At 72.7% G+C, this 15034-nt stretch carries 13 protein-coding genes; 3 read left to right on the top strand and 10 right to left on the bottom strand.

What is annotated here, in order from left to right; translation table 11 throughout:
- The first annotated feature begins 80 nt into the window (after positions 1 to 80).
- Together ACZ6NC_RS17390 and ACZ6NC_RS17385 are read left to right on the top strand one after the other, a co-directional pair.
- On the top strand, positions 81 to 689 hold the full coding sequence (locus ACZ6NC_RS17390) for a GDSL-type esterase/lipase family protein (protein ID WP_465733548.1): 609 nt from the start codon (positions 81 to 83) through the stop codon (positions 687 to 689).
- 106 nt (positions 690 to 795) lie between these two features.
- A complete protein-coding gene (locus ACZ6NC_RS17385; RefSeq protein WP_465733546.1) occupies positions 796 to 1752 on the top strand; it encodes an aldo/keto reductase in 957 nt (318 codons plus the stop codon).
- Between the two features lie 77 nt (positions 1753 to 1829).
- Here the strand turns inward: ACZ6NC_RS17385 and ACZ6NC_RS17380 are convergent, their stop codons facing one another.
- The 4 genes from ACZ6NC_RS17380 to ACZ6NC_RS17365 all read right to left on the bottom strand — a co-directional run bounded on the left by ACZ6NC_RS17380 (position 1830) and on the right by ACZ6NC_RS17365 (position 6246).
- Positions 1830 to 2411 carry a GNAT family N-acetyltransferase gene (locus ACZ6NC_RS17380; RefSeq protein ID WP_465733544.1) on the bottom strand — a complete coding sequence of 194 codons (582 nt, stop codon included), beginning with the start codon at positions 2409 to 2411 and terminating at the stop codon, positions 1830 to 1832.
- A gap of 75 nt (positions 2412 to 2486) precedes the next feature.
- Entirely contained in the window at positions 2487 to 3161 is a 675-nt protein-coding gene (locus ACZ6NC_RS17375; protein WP_465733542.1) for a nitroreductase family protein, read from the bottom strand.
- A 76-nt stretch (positions 3162 to 3237) separates the two neighbouring features.
- A complete protein-coding gene (locus ACZ6NC_RS17370; protein WP_465733541.1) occupies positions 3238 to 4875 on the bottom strand; it encodes an ABC-F family ATP-binding cassette domain-containing protein in 1638 nt (545 codons plus the stop codon).
- A gap of 162 nt (positions 4876 to 5037) precedes the next feature.
- A complete protein-coding gene (locus ACZ6NC_RS17365; protein WP_465733539.1) occupies positions 5038 to 6246 on the bottom strand; it encodes a hypothetical protein in 1209 nt (402 codons plus the stop codon).
- Between the two features lie 435 nt (positions 6247 to 6681).
- On the opposite strand from ACZ6NC_RS17365, the gene ACZ6NC_RS17360 reads away from it, so the two are divergent.
- Entirely contained in the window at positions 6682 to 8289 is a 1608-nt protein-coding gene (locus tag ACZ6NC_RS17360) for an ABC-F family ATP-binding cassette domain-containing protein (protein ID WP_465733537.1), read from the top strand.
- A 105-nt stretch (positions 8290 to 8394) separates the two neighbouring features.
- Here the strand turns inward: ACZ6NC_RS17360 and ACZ6NC_RS17355 are convergent, their stop codons facing one another.
- From ACZ6NC_RS17355 to ACZ6NC_RS17330, 6 genes are all read right to left on the bottom strand, one after another.
- A complete protein-coding gene (locus tag ACZ6NC_RS17355) occupies positions 8395 to 9078 on the bottom strand; it encodes a Pr6Pr family membrane protein (protein ID WP_465733535.1) in 684 nt (227 codons plus the stop codon).
- 126 nt (positions 9079 to 9204) lie between these two features.
- Entirely contained in the window at positions 9205 to 9924 is a 720-nt protein-coding gene (locus ACZ6NC_RS17350; protein ID WP_465733533.1) for a response regulator transcription factor, read from the bottom strand.
- Positions 9921 to 11210, bottom strand: a complete 1290-nt coding sequence (locus ACZ6NC_RS17345) for a sensor histidine kinase (protein WP_465733531.1) — start codon at positions 11208 to 11210, stop codon at positions 9921 to 9923. The genes ACZ6NC_RS17350 and ACZ6NC_RS17345 overlap by 4 nt, the downstream gene beginning before the upstream one ends.
- A 94-nt stretch (positions 11211 to 11304) precedes the next feature.
- Positions 11305 to 12336 (bottom strand): hypothetical protein, encoded by a 1032-nt coding sequence (locus tag ACZ6NC_RS17340; protein WP_465733529.1) that lies wholly within the window; start codon positions 12334 to 12336, stop codon positions 11305 to 11307.
- Between the two features lie 5 nt (positions 12337 to 12341).
- Positions 12342 to 14507, bottom strand: coding sequence for a WXG100 family type VII secretion target (locus tag ACZ6NC_RS17335; RefSeq protein WP_465733527.1), 2166 nt, complete (start codon positions 14505 to 14507; stop codon positions 12342 to 12344).
- A gap of 32 nt (positions 14508 to 14539) precedes the next feature.
- Positions 14540 to 15010 carry a hypothetical protein gene (locus tag ACZ6NC_RS17330; protein ID WP_465733525.1) on the bottom strand — a complete coding sequence of 157 codons (471 nt, stop codon included), beginning with the start codon at positions 15008 to 15010 and terminating at the stop codon, positions 14540 to 14542.
- Positions 15011 to 15034 lie beyond the last annotated feature (24 nt).

The following is a 15034-nucleotide window of genomic DNA, read 5'->3' as shown; positions in this document are numbered from 1 at the left end:
GCTGCAAGGGAGTTCCGGTGCCGGTGTCCGCCTGTCGGAAAGCTGCCCGCACGCCCCGCGCAGCTCTCTAGGGTGGCGCGATGATCAGGAATCTGCGCATCTGCTTCCTCGGGGACTCCTTCACCCAGGGCGTCGGCGACCCGGAGTACCGCGGCTGGGTCGGCCGGGTGCTCCAGGCGACCGGCGGGGAGGTGACGGCGTTCAACCTGGGCGTCCGCAGGAACACCTCGGCGGACGTGCTGGCCAGGATCTGGCCGGAGGTGGACGCGCGGACGGTGCCCGGGGCGGACAGCCGGCTGGTCCTCTCGGTCGGCAGCAACGACACCGTGCGGGAGGCGGGCCGGCCGCGGGTGACGCCGGAGCGCTGCGTGGCCAACCTCGCCGCCCTGCTGGACGGTGCCCGTGAGCGCGGACTCGGCGTCCTGGTGGTCGGCCCGCCGCCGGTGGCCGACGCGGGCGCGAAGCACCTGGACCGGCTGCTGGCGCTCGCCGGCGCGTTGGCCGCGCTCTGCGCCGGGCGCGGTGTGCCCTTCGTCGACGTGACGGCCGCGCTCGCCGCCGATCCGGTCTGGACCGCCGAGGCCCTCGCCGGCGACGGCGCCCACCCGGGCGAGGGCGGCTACCGGTTCCTCGCCGGCCTGGTGCTGGCCGCCGGCTGGCGGGAGTGGGCGCTCGGAGCAGGGGCTTGACCTCGAGTGCACTCGAAGGGAGAGGCTGAAGCCGTTGATCCGCAACACGCGAGTTTGATCCGCAACACGCGAGTTTGATCCGCAACACACGAAGGAGCACCGGAAGATGCGTACCTCCACGCTTGGTCAGCAGGGCCCCGAGGTCGGCGTGGTCGGCCTCGGCTGCATGGGGATGACCTGGGCCTACGACCTGCAGAACCGCGACGACGAGACCTCGGTCCGGGTGATCCGGGAGGCGCTGGACCTCGGCGTCACCCTGATCGACACCGCCGACTACTACGGTCCGTACACCAATGAGGAGGTGGTCGGCGCCGCCCTGGCCGGCCCCTACCGGGAGCGCGCGGTGCTGGCCACCAAGGTCGGCCTGGTGTCGGGCCCCGGCGACAAGCGGATGGGCCGCAACGGACGGCCCGAGCACGTGCGGCGCTCGATCGACGAGAGCCTGCGCCGCCTCCGCACCGACCACGTCGACCTCTACCAGCTGCACCGGGTGGACCCGGAGGTGCCGATCGAGGAGACCTGGGGCGCGCTCGCCGAGGCCGTCGCGGCCGGCAAGGCGCGCCGGATCGGGCTCTCCGAGGTGAGCGTCGAGGAGATCAAGCGGGCGCAGGCGGTCCACCCGGTGGCGTCGGTCCAGTCCGAGCTGTCGCTCTGGACCCGGGACGCGCTGGCCGAGGTGGTGCCGTACACCGAGGCGGAGGGCATCGCCTTCCTGCCGTTCTCGCCGCTCGGCCGGGGCTTCCTGACCGGCAGCATCTCCTCCGCCGACCAGCTGCCGGCCGACGACTTCCGCCGCTCGCTGCCGCGGTTCCAGCAGGACGCGCTGGCGGCCAACCTGGCGCTGGTGGAGAAGGTGAGGGAGGTCGCCGCGCGGGTCGGGGCGACGCCGGCGCAGGTGGCGCTGGCCTGGGTGCTGGCGCAGGGCCGGTACGTCCTGCCGATCCCCGGCACCAAGACGCCCAAGTACCTGGTGGACAACGCGGGCGCCGCCGACGTGGTGCTCCCGGCGGCGGACCTCGCCGAGCTGGACGCGCTGCCGGCGCCGACCGGCGGCCGCTACTAGGGCTTGCCTGACAAGCCCCAGCGACCCCGGTGGCGGGGGGCCGGCCACCCCGGGGGCCGGCCGGCCCGGCTCCCCGCTCAGCGCTCCTTGACCCAGACCAGCTGCCGCCCCGTCTCGCCGGGCGCCCGCACCGCCGTGTCGGCGATCCGGTCGAGCCGGTAGCCGAGCTTGCGCGGCACGGCGGCGCTGGCGGTGTTGGCCTGGTCGCAACGGATCTCCACCCGCCCGATGCCGGGCAGGGCGAGCGCGGCACCGGTGAGCGCCTCGGCGGCGGTGGTGGCGATGCCCCGGCCGACGTGCTCCGTGCTCACCCAGTAGCCGATCTCCAGTGCGCCAGGACCGATCCGGCCGTGCAGGCCGAACGAGCCGATCACGCTGCCGGGCCGGGCGTCCAGGCCGATCAGGTAGATGAAGTCGGTGCCGGCCTCCCAGGCGGCGGTCCCGGCTCTGGTCACCTCGGCGGTCTGCGCGGGGCTGGGCGCCTCGGCGGCCCACTCCAGCCAGGGCCGCAGGTGGTCCAGGTTGGCCCGGACGGCGGCGTTGAGCGCGGCCGTGTGGTCGCTCGAGCGGCGGTGCAGCGAGACCCCGCCGGCCAGCCGCAGCAGCTCCGGCGGCCGGCCGGGGGAGACCTCACGGGACCGTGGCATGACAGGGCTCATGACCGCGATTATGGCCGTGGTCCAGACCTGCAACCACCAGGAGAACGCCGGTACGGGGCGCCGCCCGGGGGCGTGTCAGAGGCGCACCAGGACGTCGTCGAGCTCCTTGCGCCGCAGGTCGGGGACGCGCGCGCCGTCCGCCGGGTAGCCCACCGGGATGACGTAGGCGGCCCGTTCCTCGGCCGGCCGTTCGCACACCTCGTTGAGGAACCTCATCGGGCTCGGGGTGTGGGTGAGGGTGGCCAGCCCGGCCTGGTGCAGGGTGGCGAGCAGCAGGCCGACCGCGATGCCGACCGACTCCTTGGTGTAGTACGGGCGCGGCGAGTGCGGGCCCTTGTGCACCTCAAACACCACGATCACGGCGGGCGCGTCCTCCAGGAACGGCTTCTGCCAGTCGGTGCCGATCGGCGCCAGCGCGGCCAGCCACTCCTCGGAGGCCCGGTGCGCGTAGAACTCACGCTCCTCCGCCTCGGCGGCCTCGCGCAGCCGCCGCTTGCGCTCCGGGTCGGTGATGACCACGAACCGCCACGGCTGGACGTGCGCGCCGCTGGGCGCGGTGTTCGCGGTGCGGACCGCCCACTCGACCACGCCGTCAGGGATCGGACGGGTCGAGTAGTCGCGGACGGTCCGGCGCTGCGCCATCACGTCGTGGAAGGACCTGCTGCGTGCCTCGGCCTCGTGGGCGGGCACCGTCATCGGGCGGAGCGGGACGCTCGGGTACGAGGGGCCGTCCGCCGTGCTGTCAACCATCTGGCTCTCAACCATGGCCGACAGCACAGCACATGACGGACCCGCCGGGAAGAGGTCGAGACCAATCGGCGGGTGGTCAGCTCTCGTGGACGCGCCCGCCCCTGACCTCGATCCGCCGGTTCACCGAGACCGTGTCCAGCATCCGCCGGTCGTGCGTGACCAGCAGCAGCGTGCCGGTGTACGAGGCCAGAGCGGCCTCCAACTGCTCGATGGCGGGCAGGTCCAGATGGTTGGTGGGCTCGTCCAGCACCAGCAGGTTCACCCCGCGCGCCTGGAGCAGCGCCAGCGCCGCCCGGGTGCGCTCACCGGGGGAGAGGGTGTCGGCCGCGCGCAGCACGTGCACCGCCTTCAGCCCGAACTTGGCCAGCAGCGTGCGCACCTCCTCCGGCGTCAACTCCGGTACGGCGGAGGCGAACGCCTCCGCCAGCGGCTCGCCGCCGAGGAACAGCCCGCGCGCCTGGTCCACCTCGCCGACCACCACGCCGGAGCCCAGCACGGCGCTGCCGCCGTCGAGTTCGAGCCGGCCGAGCAACGCGGCCAGCAGGGTGGACTTGCCCGCCCCGTTGGCGCCGGTGATGGCGACCCGGTCGGCCCAGTCGATCTGCAGGTCCACCGGGCCGAGGGCGAAGTCGCCGCGGCGGGCGGTCGCCCCGCGCAGGGTGGCGACCACCGAGCCGGAGCGCGGCGCGGTGGCGATCTCCATCCGCAGCTCCCACTCCTTGCGCGGCTCCTCGACCACGTCCAGCCGCTCGATCATCCGCTGGGTCTGCCGGGCCTTGGAGGCCTGCTTCTCGGTGGACTCGGACCGCATCGCCCGGCCGATCTTGTCGTTGTCGGAGGACTTGCGGCGCGCGTTGCGCACCCCGTGCTCCATCCAGCCGCGCTGCATCCTGGCCCGGGCCTCCAGGCCGGCCTTGGTGTCGGCGTACTCGTCGTACTCCTCGCGGGCGTGCCGGCGGGCCGTCGCACGCTCCTCCAGGTACGCCTCGTAGCCGCCGCCGTACAGGTTGACCTGCTGCTGGGCGAGATCCAGCTCCAGCACCTTGGTGACGGTGCGGGCCAGGAACTCGCGGTCGTGGCTGATCACCACGGTGCCGGCACGCAGACCCTTGACGAAGGACTCCAGCCGCTCCAGGCCGTCCAGGTCGAGGTCGTTGGTGGGCTCGTCGAGCAGGAAGACGTCGTAGCGGGAGAGCAGCAGCGAGGCGAGGCCGGCCCGGGCGGCCTGGCCGCCGGAGAGCGCGGTCATCGGCAGGTCCAGCGAGACCTTCAGCCCGAGCGAGTCGGCGACCTCCTCGGCCCGCTCCTCCAGGTCGGCGCCGCCGAGATCCAGCCAGCGGTCAAGGCTGGTCGCATAGTCGTCGTCGGCGCCCGGGCGGCTCTCGACCAGGCCCTCGGTGGCGGCGTCCAGCGCGGCCTGCGCCGCCGCAACACCCGTGCGCCGGGCCAGGAAGTCGCGGACCGACTCGCCCTCCCGCCGCTCCGGCTCCTGCGGCAGGTGGCCGACGTTGGCGGACGCCGGGCTGAGCCGCAGCGATCCGCCCTCGGGGGTGTCCAGGCCGGCCAGCAGCCGCAGCAGCGTCGACTTGCCGGCGCCGTTCACGCCGACCAGCCCGATCACGTCCCCGGGGGCGACGACCAGGTCCAGGCCGGAGAAGAGGGTGCGGTCGCCGTGGCCGGCGCTGAGGTCCTTGACTACGAGTGTGGCGCTCATGATGCACCCGATTCTAGAAGAGCCGGGGATTCGGGAGGAGCCGGGGATTCCAGAAGAGCCGGGGACTGCGCAGGAGCCGGGGAACGCGCCGGGGCCGGGGAACGCGCCGGGGCCCGCGGCGGGAAGGCCGCGGGCCCCGGGAGGCTCGGGACGTGCCCGAGGTCACTTCTTCTTGGAGATGTACTCCAGCGCGTGCTGGGCGACGTCGTCCAGGTACGGGCCGGCCTCCCAGGTGTTGTCGTTGCCACCGATGGAGGTGTCCGACACCAGGACCTGCTTGCCGTCCTTGGTGGCGAACCAGCCGCCGCCGCTGTCGCCGCCGGTGCCGTTGCAGCCGATGGTCAGCATCGGCGGGCGGCTCGCGTCGATGGTGTGGCGGACCGGCTTGCCGCTGTCGCAGTGCTCCAGCTCCATGCCGTCGAAGGGCTTGCCGGCCGGGTAGCCGTAGCTGCTGACCGCGGTGATCTGGTCGCGCGGGGCGTTGAACCAGACCGGCACCGAACCGCCGACGACCTCCTCCAGCGACTTGTTGCTGCCGTCCGGGTTGGCCACCTTGATGATGCCGAAGTCGTACTGGCTCCAGGGGCCGCCGTACTCCGGGTCGGCCTCGTTCGACCAGGTCGGGGAGACGATGCCGGCGACCGCGCCCCACTCGCCGTACGGCTCGGCCTGCGCCAGCGAGGCCTGCTTGCCGCCGCTCAGCACGCCGGTGCTGTTGAAGGCCGGGGCGAAGGTGATGTTGGTGTGCGACTTGCCGCCCTTGCCGCCGTGCAGGCAGTGGCTGGCGGTCCAGACCAGGTTGCTCTTGCCCGGGTTGGCCGGGTCGGAGACCACGGTGCCGGAGCAGACGTACTCCTGGGTGCCGTCCTGGAAGAACAGCTTGCCGTTCACGTGGAAGTTCTTGGCGAACGGGTGCGGGACGGGCTTCTCCTCGACCAGCTTCGGCAGCGGGTCGTTACCGCCGTCCGTCGGCTGGGAGGTCGGCTGGGAGGTCGGCTGGCCCGGCGCCGTGGCGGTCGGCTGGGCGGTGGGCTGGGCCGTCGGCTGCGTGGTCGGCTGGCCGGGCTTGGACGGCTTGGCCTTCAGGATCTTCTGGAGGTCCCAGTAGCCCTTCACGGCCGGAGTGATCACGTTCTGCTGGGCGAACTTCTCCCAGTCCTCGTACTTCCACTTCTTCAGCTCGTCGAGGCTGGGCAGCTTGATCGGCGCCGCGCCCGGCTTGTCGGTGCTGGTTGCCGCGGTGGTGGGCGCCGCGGTCCCGGCCCCGGTCGTGTCGCTGTTGTCCGGCCCGCACGCCGTCGCGACCACCATCGTCAGCGCGACCACGGAGGCGCCCAGCGCAGCACGAGTCGTCCGGGATATGTGTGACATGAGTTCAATTCCCCCTGTGGATGAACGCCATACGGTCCGGGACGGCCCGGTCCGCAGGTATGGCAGGTGAGGAGTCTGCCATGTGGATAAAGACGTTCTTACATCCGCCCCGGACCGGGACAGAGCTGTCACGGGATCGGCACGTCATCGGCACGGGAAAAACCTGTTGCGGGCACCTGCGGGCCTCCGTAGCGTGATCCGTGCCACCCGTCAGAACAGGAGAAGGCCGTTGCTCTACTGAGGTCCCGAGACACCGCCCCCGCCGCGATGCAGCCCTGCTGCCCGCGGTCTGTGAGTGTGCGAGTGCGCGACCTCAGTGGTGAGCCGGTCCGTGGCCCTTGACGGCCCTCGGCCCCTTCCCGCTCCCTGCGCGCACTCCCGCGGTGTCTCCCGTGTCGCTCCCCAGACCGCAGGCAACCACCCGGGAGGCCACTCATGGCACAACCCAGCACCTCCGTCCTCTGCACCGACCTCGCCTTCGAATGGCCCGACGGCAAGACCGTCCTGGACGGCTTCCACCTCGCCGTCGGCCCCGGCCGGACGGGCCTGATCGGGCTCAACGGCGCCGGAAAGTCCACCCTGCTGCGCCTGGTCGCCGGCGAACTCACCCCGACCGCGGGCACCGTCAAGGTCGGCGGCGAGCTCGGCTACCTGCCGCAGGGCCTCACCCTCGACACCGGGCTGCGGGTCGACGAGGCGCTCGGCATCCGGGCCACCCGCGAGGCCCTGCACGCCATCGAGTCCGGCGACACCGACCAGCGCCACTTCGACGCGGTCGGCGACGACTGGGACGTCGAGGAGCGCGCCCGCGCCACCCTCGACCGGCTCGGCCTCCACCGGCTCGGCCTCGACCGCACCACCGGCGAGCTCTCCGGCGGCGAGGCCGTCCTGCTCCGGCTCGCGGCCCTGCTGCTGCGCCGCCCCGACGTCCTGCTGCTCGACGAGCCCACCAACAACCTCGACCGGGCCGCCCGCGAGCGGCTCTACGAGACGGTGGCCGGCTGGAGCGGCGTCATGCTGATCGTCAGCCACGACCGCGAGCTGCTCCAGCACGTCGACCAGATCGCCGACCTCCGGGACGGCCAGGTCAGCTGGTACGGGGGGAACTTCACCGAGTACGAGCGCACCCTCGCCGCCCAGCAGGAGACGGCCGAGCGGCTGCTGCGCAACGCCGAGGCCGACGTCCAGCGCCAGAAACGCGACCTGGCCGAGTCCCGCATCCGGCTGGAGCGCAGCGCCAGCTACGGCAAGAAGCGCTCGGTCACCCGCAACGACCCGCACATCTTCGCCGGCAAGCTGAAGCGCCAGGGCCAGGAGACGGCCGGCCGGCTCCAGGGCATGCACACCGAGCGGCTGGAGGAGGCCAAACAGCGGCTCACCGCCGCCGAGGAGGCGGTGCGCGACGACGCCGAGATCCGGATCGACCTGCCCCGCACCGCCGTCCCGGCCGGCCGTACCGTCCTCACCCTGCAGAAGGTCCGGCTGCCCTACGGCGCCACCGCCGACCTCGACCTGCGCGGCCCCGAGCGGATCGCCCTGGTCGGCCGCAACGGCTCCGGCAAGACCACCCTGCTGCGCACCATCGCCGGCGAACTCGCTCCGCTGGAGGGCGAGATCACCACCCCGGTGCCGGTGCGCCACCTGCCCCAGCGGCTCGACCTGCTGGACGACGGGCTCACCGTCGTGGGGAACGTCAAGCGGTTCGCACCGCACGCGGGGGACAACGCGATCCGGGCCCGGCTGGCCCGCTTCCTGTTCCGCGGCGGCCGGGCCGACCAGCCCGCCGCCACCCTCTCCGGCGGCGAGCGGTTCCGCGCAACCCTGGCCGCCCTGCTGCTGGCCGACCCGCCGCCGCAGCTCCTGCTGCTCGACGAGCCGACCAACAACCTCGACCTGGCGAGCGTCCGCCAGCTCACCGAGGCGCTCGCCGCCTACCAGGGGGCGCTGATCGTCGTCAGCCACGACCTGCCATTCCTGCGCGGCCTCGGGCTCACCCGCTGGCTGGAGCTGGACGGCGAACTGCGGGCGGTGGACGCGATGTAGCCGGCTGCCGAGGGGAGCCCAGCCGAGGAGCTGACGGGCCCGGGGCGGCGCCGAGCCGCCGGAGCCCGTCCAGCTCCTCGGGCGCGGGGTGCGCCTGGTTCCGCGTCAGACCCCGGTGGTCTCGGTGGCGCGCTCCGAAGCGGCCGCGGAGCCCGGCCGGAGCTTGCCCGCTACCAGGGTGCCCAGCCGGTCCAGCCCGATCACGGTGGCCGCGAGGACGACGAACTCGACGGTCAGCAGGGCGATCTGACCCCACACGTAGCCGTAGCCCTCGGTCGTCGGGTCGAAGAAGAAGTACGGGTACGGCATCGGGTAGTTGGAGAACAGCGCGTTGCGGACCAGCACGATCGCCGCGTAGCCGAGCGGGAAGGCCAGCCAGAGCGGGACGTCCCGCCAGGCGGAGGCGTTGCGCGGCTTCAGCGTCAGCCAGTCGATGATCACCATCACCGGCGTGACGTAGTGCAGGAAGAACGACGACCAGTGCTGCAGCTTGTCCGGCCCGTCGAAGAGCCCGGGCAGCGGGTTGGCGCCGTGCTCCAGCAGGATGTGCGAGACCAGCCCGGTGATCAGGATGTACAGCGTGGCGGCCCCGCGCAGCCGGGGCGCGGGCGCGTCCACCGTGCCGCGCTTGGTCATCCAGTAGACGGCGCCGATGAAGTAGCCGAGCACGATCACGTTGCTCTGGATGGTGAAGTACACCAGCGGCGCGGTCTGGAGGGTCAGGCCGAGGCCCGCGGAGAGCACGATGCCCATACGCCACCAGAGTGCGGGGCGGGTCCGGACTGACATGCGGCCACCAGTTCGTTTCAGGCGATACGGGAGGTATCGGGCGGTAGAGGGGGGAAGGCCGCACTCTACTCGCTGGTACGGCCGGGACGGAAGAATCGTCTCAGCAGGTGCTTCTTGCCCGTTCCGCTACCCCGGCAGGACGAAGCCCGACTCGTACGCGGCGATCACCGCCTGGGTGCGGTCGCGGGCGCCCAGTTTGGCCAGGACGCTGCCGACGTGCGTCTTGACCGTCTCCTGGCTGACCACCAGCCGCCCGGCGATCTCGCCGTTGTTCAGCCCCGCGGCCATCAGCCGCAGCACCTGGCCCTCCCGCTCGGTGAGCCGCCTGATCGGCCCCTGCGCGGGCGCGGCCGCGCGCTGCCCGGCCGGGGTGTGGCGCAGGGCCAGCTCGCGCACCGCGGCCGGGAAGAGCAGCGAGTCCCCGCGCGCGACCAGCCGCACCGCCTGGACCATCTCCTCCGCGCTGGCCCGCTTCAGCAGGAACCCGGCGGCGCCGGCCCGCAGCGCGTCGTACACGTGGTCGTCATGCTCGAAGGTGGTGACCACCATGATCTTCGGCGGGTCGGCCATCCCGCCGACCAGCTGTTCGGTGGCTCGGATGCCGTCGATGCCGGGCATCCGGACGTCCATCAGCACCACGTCCGGGCGCAGCTCGCGCACCAGCGACACCGCCTCGGCGCCGTCGGCGGCCTCGCCGACCACGGTCAGGTCCGGTTCGGCGTCGATCACCACCCGCAGGCCCATCCGCACCAGCCGCTCGTCGTCGGCGATCACCACCCGGACCGCGGCACCCGGCTCGCCCGGCCCGCCCGTCGGGTTCGTCGTTCCGCTCGTCGTCCCGCTCATCGCGTCCCTCCCATCGGCAGCCAGACGGCCAGCCGCCACGTCGTTCCGTCCTCCGCCGGACCGGCCTCGCAGCCGCCGTGCAGCACTGCCGCCCGCTCGCCGATGCCGCGCAGCCCACGGCCGCCGCCGGGGCGGCTGGGGCGGTCGGGGCCCAGCGGGTTGGTCAGTTCGATCTCCAGCCGGCCCGCGGCCAGCCCCACCCGCAGCCCGGCGGGCGCGGCCGGGCCGGCGTGCCGCAGGACGTTGGTCAGGCCCTCCTGGACGATCCGGTACGCCTCGCGGGAGAACGCGGCCGGCAGCCGGTCCAGGCCGGGCGGCAGCTCGGCGTCGACGCTCAGCCCGGTGCGGGCGAGCTGGCGCAGCAGGTCGTCCAGCCCGGCCAGGGTCGGCCCGGCGGGCTCGGTGCCGGCCCGGTCCTCCTCGCGCAGCAGGCCGAGCACGGCGTCCAGCTCGGCGACGGCGGCCCGCGCCGTCTCGCCGATCGCCTGGAGCGCCTCCTCGGCGAAGTCCGGATCGGTCCGCAGCACCCGGGCGGCCGCCGAGGCCTGGATGCCGACCGCGCTGAGCGCATGGCCGACCGAGTCGTGCAGCTCGCGCGCCAGCCGGTTGCGCTGGGCGAGCACCGTGGCCCGCCGTTCGGCGGCGGCCACCCGCTCGTCCGGGGTCGGGCCGAGCAGGACGGGCGCCCAGCGGGCCAGCAACGCGCCCAGGCCGGCGCTGGAGGAGACGATCAGCAACATCAGCGCGAGGCCCATGAGCGGCCCTGGCAGCCAGGACGGGAACCCGCGGTCCTGCCAGAACTGCACCAGCCTGTCCACCGGCGGCCCGCCCAGCGGCTCGATCACCAGGACCACCGCGAACGGCACCCCGCTCAGCGTCATCCCGCTGACCACCCCGCCGAAGAGCAGGTGCAGGACGTACCAGGCGACGGTCCGCCGCCGGGCCGCCCAGGACCGGCCCGGGCCGGTGGCGACCTCGTCCGGCCGGCTCGGTGCGCAGAGGGCTCGCGCGGCGGCCCCCTCCAGCGCGCGGACCGTCGGCACCAGCGCGGTGACGGCGGCCATCGGCAAGGACGTCCCGAGCGCGGCGAAGGAGAGGAGCACCTGGACCATCGGGTCGTGCTGCGGGTTGAGTGCCCCGATCAGCACGACCGAGAGCATCCAGTAGGGCATCAGCAGCGCGCCGCCGAGCACCAGGTGCACCCAGCGCAGCCGGGCCCGCCGCCCGAACAGCGCACCCCCGGTGTGCCGCAGCCCCCACCGATCCGTGCCCGCCCCCGTGTTCACCCGGCCGACTCTACGTCAGCGGTCACCCTGCCGGCGCGGGCCGCCCGCGGGCCCGCACGAGCGAAGGGCTCGGACGGGCCCGGGGCGCGTACCGCTACGGGATGATCGGCTCGCAACCGATCGCCTTGCCACCGGCGGTGAGGAACTGCTTCCACAGGTCCGCGACGTCGGGGAAGAGCGTCCGGTCGCCCGGCAGCCGCATCTTGAAATAGGTGGGCTTGCCCTGACAGGTCACGACGACCTCGTCGTTGTTCGGGAACGAGAGGCCCATGGTCCAGTGGGCCCGGCCGAACGCCTCCGGGGTGTCCTTGTCGGCGTCCTGTGCCCTGAGCCGGGGTTCGGTCCCGATGGCGAAGGTCGCGGCCGTACTGCCCATCCCGATGTCGCAGGACCAGAGCGGGGCGAACCCGGTGGTGGCCTGCTGCTTGTACCCGCGGGCGGCGGACGCGCCACCGGGGACCGTCAGGCCGGGCAGGCCGCAGACGTTGCCGCTGTCCAGCTCCTGCTTCGCGCCCTGGGCCGACAGGCTTCCGGGCGCCGGGAGCTTCGGTGCCGTGCAGTTCCGCTGCGCCGCGAGTCCGTTGGCGGTCGCCACCGCGAGCCGGGCGAGCTCGCCGTCGCCGACGGAACCCCCCTTGGTCGAGTCCACCCGCGCACGTAGTCCTCCGGTGCCGCAGCCTTCCGGCAGCAAGGCCCACGCCACGGGGCCCGCGACGCCGCCGGCCGATCCGCCGTTGGCCGAGGCGGCGAAGAGGCGGGCGCCGGCCTCGGCCTCGGCCACGGCCGTGTCCCGGTTTGCGCGGACCCCCACCAGGACGGACTTGTGCCCGCCGAACGCCCCGGTGCTCACCACCGCCGTGCAGGAGGATCCGCCGTCGCGCAGCGGTGCCGGCTCGCCGTTGTCCTCCTCGCTGATCCGTCCGGGCCCCAGCGCGTCGTGCAGGGCGTCGGCGCTCACCACGCCGTTGCACACGGTGTCCGGACCGAGCACGTTGGTGAGGCTGTAGAGCAGCACCCCCGAGACGCCGGCGGTGATCGCACCGAGCACGGCCGCCGCCCGCAGGCGCAGCCGCCGGGTGGTGAATCCGCGCCGGGTGAGGGCCTGGTCGAGTTTCTCCGTCGTCATACGGGTCACGGGTTTCCGAGCGCGTTGTGGTAGGCCCGGTCGATCGACGAGCGGTAGTGCACCCCGGCGCTGTCGGCCAGTTGCTTCGTCACGCTGCCGGTCGCGTCGATGTCCTGGTCCGAAACGCCGGACCGGCGGGCCTTCTCCTGGATCATGGTCATCAGCTGGGACTCGCCGGCCGTGTAGTTCTTGCTCACCTCGCCCTGGGTCTTGACGTCGAGTTCGGCGTTGGCCTTGTTCGCCCAGTCGGAGGTGCCGATGTCGACCAGACGCTGGGCGACGTCACCCAGCGGGAACCAGGAGGCACCCGGGATCTTCAGCATGTTCGCCGCGGTGCCGTAGACGTGGTAGTCCATCTTGGCTTTCCAGTTGTTCTTGAACTGTTCGTCCGACTTGTGGTCGATGAAGGTGTCCGCGCGCACGGCGTCGAGCGCTCCGAGCGCCTTCCCGGACTCGTCGAGGAAGCCGGCGAACTTCGGGTTCGGGCGGCCGGTCACGTCGGGCTTGAAGTTCTCCGGACCGAACTCGTCCATCCGGCGGCCGACTTCCCGGCTCTCGGACAGGTGGATGACGGCGAACGCCTCCGGGTCCTCGGTCACGCCGCGGATGACGCGCAACAGTTGTTCCCGGGTGGCCGTGAGCCCCTCCGGATGGGAGGGACCGGAGAGGTCCTTGCTGAGGATGTCGTGGGTGTCCGCCGGGAACTCGGAGATCATGTTCGCCAGCGGGCGGCGCAGGACGGGTGAGAGGTCGTTCTCGTGGCCGGCCCGGTCCCCGCCGAGGGTGGTGAGCGTCTTGTCCATGATGCGTACCATCCCCTCGTCGTGGGGGCGTACGGGCTTCCCGTTGCCGTGCGGGTCACGGCCGGTCGTGGCGGCTTCCAGGACGTCGGCGAAGGCCGCGTGCGAGCTCGCCTTGAGGTCGGCGGGGAACAGCTTGCCCTCGTTGTCCTGGTTGGGCCACTTGCGGTCCTTGAGCAGGTAGTCCAGGTTGCCGCTGGTGGCCGGGTCGAGGAACGCCTTCGACGCCTCCGGGTTGTGGCTCATCGCCCGCATCAGGCCGCCCATCGGGTCGGTCGACTTGTCGCCCGGCACGGTGTAGAACGGGCCCCAGAGGTCCTCGCCCTTGTGCTTGCTGGTCTTCTCGTAGTCGACCAGGTCGTTCCCGACCCTCTCCAGGAACCCCTTGTCGTAGTTCCCGCCGGCGCCCATCAGCTGGGTGAGCGCCGGGTAGCCCTCGTTGTACCCGGCGGCCGAACCGCCGGGCTTGCGGGCGGCCTTGAGCAGGTTGTCCTCCCACTCCCTGCCCATGCCGCCGTCCTTGGTGGCGGTGGCGAGCACCTTCGAGAGGCTGCCGTAGATGTCCTGGTAGTCGCCGGCGTTGTGATCGCCGTGGGCGTAGCCGTTGTAGGCCTTGGAGTACTCCAGCAGCGCCTCCGGGCCGGTCTTGTCGCCCGCCCTGAGGCCGCCCAGCAGCGTGGTGGAGAACTCCTTGGAGCCGGAGCCGGCGGCCATCAGGTCCTGCAGCCGCTTGCGCTCCTCGTCGGAGAGGCTCCCGCCCTTGCCCAGCAGGTCGGTGGCCCGCCTGGCGTCGGCCGCGTCGCCGCCGCCGTACGGGCGGGCGTTGAAGGCGGTGGTGCTGGTACCGAGGTCGCTCTGCAGGGAGGCCGAGGCGCGCTGGTCGGCGGAGGTGGCCTTCGCGACGGCCTGGGCGATCCGCGTGGACATCGCCTCGGCCTTGCCCTTCATGTCGGCCTGGTACGTGCGCAGGATCTCCTGGTAGTCGGGGTCGTTGTGGCCGTCGCTGGACATCGGCGGCCAGCTGACCGACCCGTCGTCGGCGACGATGAGCTTCTGCTCGCTCGCGTCGTGGAGCGCGGTGTCGAGGTCCTTGCGGGCCGCGGTGAAGTCCTCGCCCGCGTCCCGGATGATCGCGGCGAGGGCCGTGGCGACACCGGATGCCTGGGTGAAGTCGGTGTCGATGCCCTGAAGCGCCCGGCTCGCGTCGTCGGCGGCCGCGCCCTGCCAGCCGGCCCGCTGCGGGGTGTTGGTGAGTTCCCGGCCCACCCGGCCGTCCAGTGTTTCCAGCGCCTTGGCCATGTTGGTCCAGGCCTCGGCGGTCTCCGTGACGCCGGAGAAGTCGGCTTCGCGCAGTTCCTTGAAGGACACCATGCTTTGGGGGCTCCTTTCCGTTCTCTCGGGTCTCAGGCGCCGAAACCGGCGGCGGTGGCGTGCTCGTTGGACCGGTAGTTGCGCTGGGTGTCCTCGAGCTTCTCGGCGGTGCCGGTCAGCTTGTCGTGCAGGCTCTTGCACTGCTGCAGCCAGCGCTCGGTGGAGCCGGTGAGGGCGCCGCCGAAGGAGAAGCCGCGGATCCTCGTGGCCGCGGTGGAGGCGTGTTCGGCGAGGTTGTTGCCGCCCTTGCCGTTGGCGTTGTCGAGGTCGGTGGCGATCTGCCGGGCGATGCCGGCCGAGGCGCCCAGCTCGGTCGGGTGGTCCAGCCGGGTGGTCGGAGCGGACGGTGCCGGGCCGGGGGAGGGGCTCGGGGTGGGGCCGGCCGCGAACGGGGAGGTGCCCGGTGCGGAGATCGGAATGATGGTGCCCGGTGCCGGGTTGCGCGGGGCGCCCGGCGGGGACGCCGGTGCGACCGGTCCGGTGGTGAACCCTGGGTTACCCATGTGCGTCTGCTCTCTTCCTCCGGC

The sequence above is a fragment of the Kitasatospora sp. NPDC041988 genome, assembly GCF_055588525.1.
The sequence above is the reverse complement of the archived record's forward strand: the minus strand, read 5'-3'. Positions and strand labels throughout refer to the sequence as shown.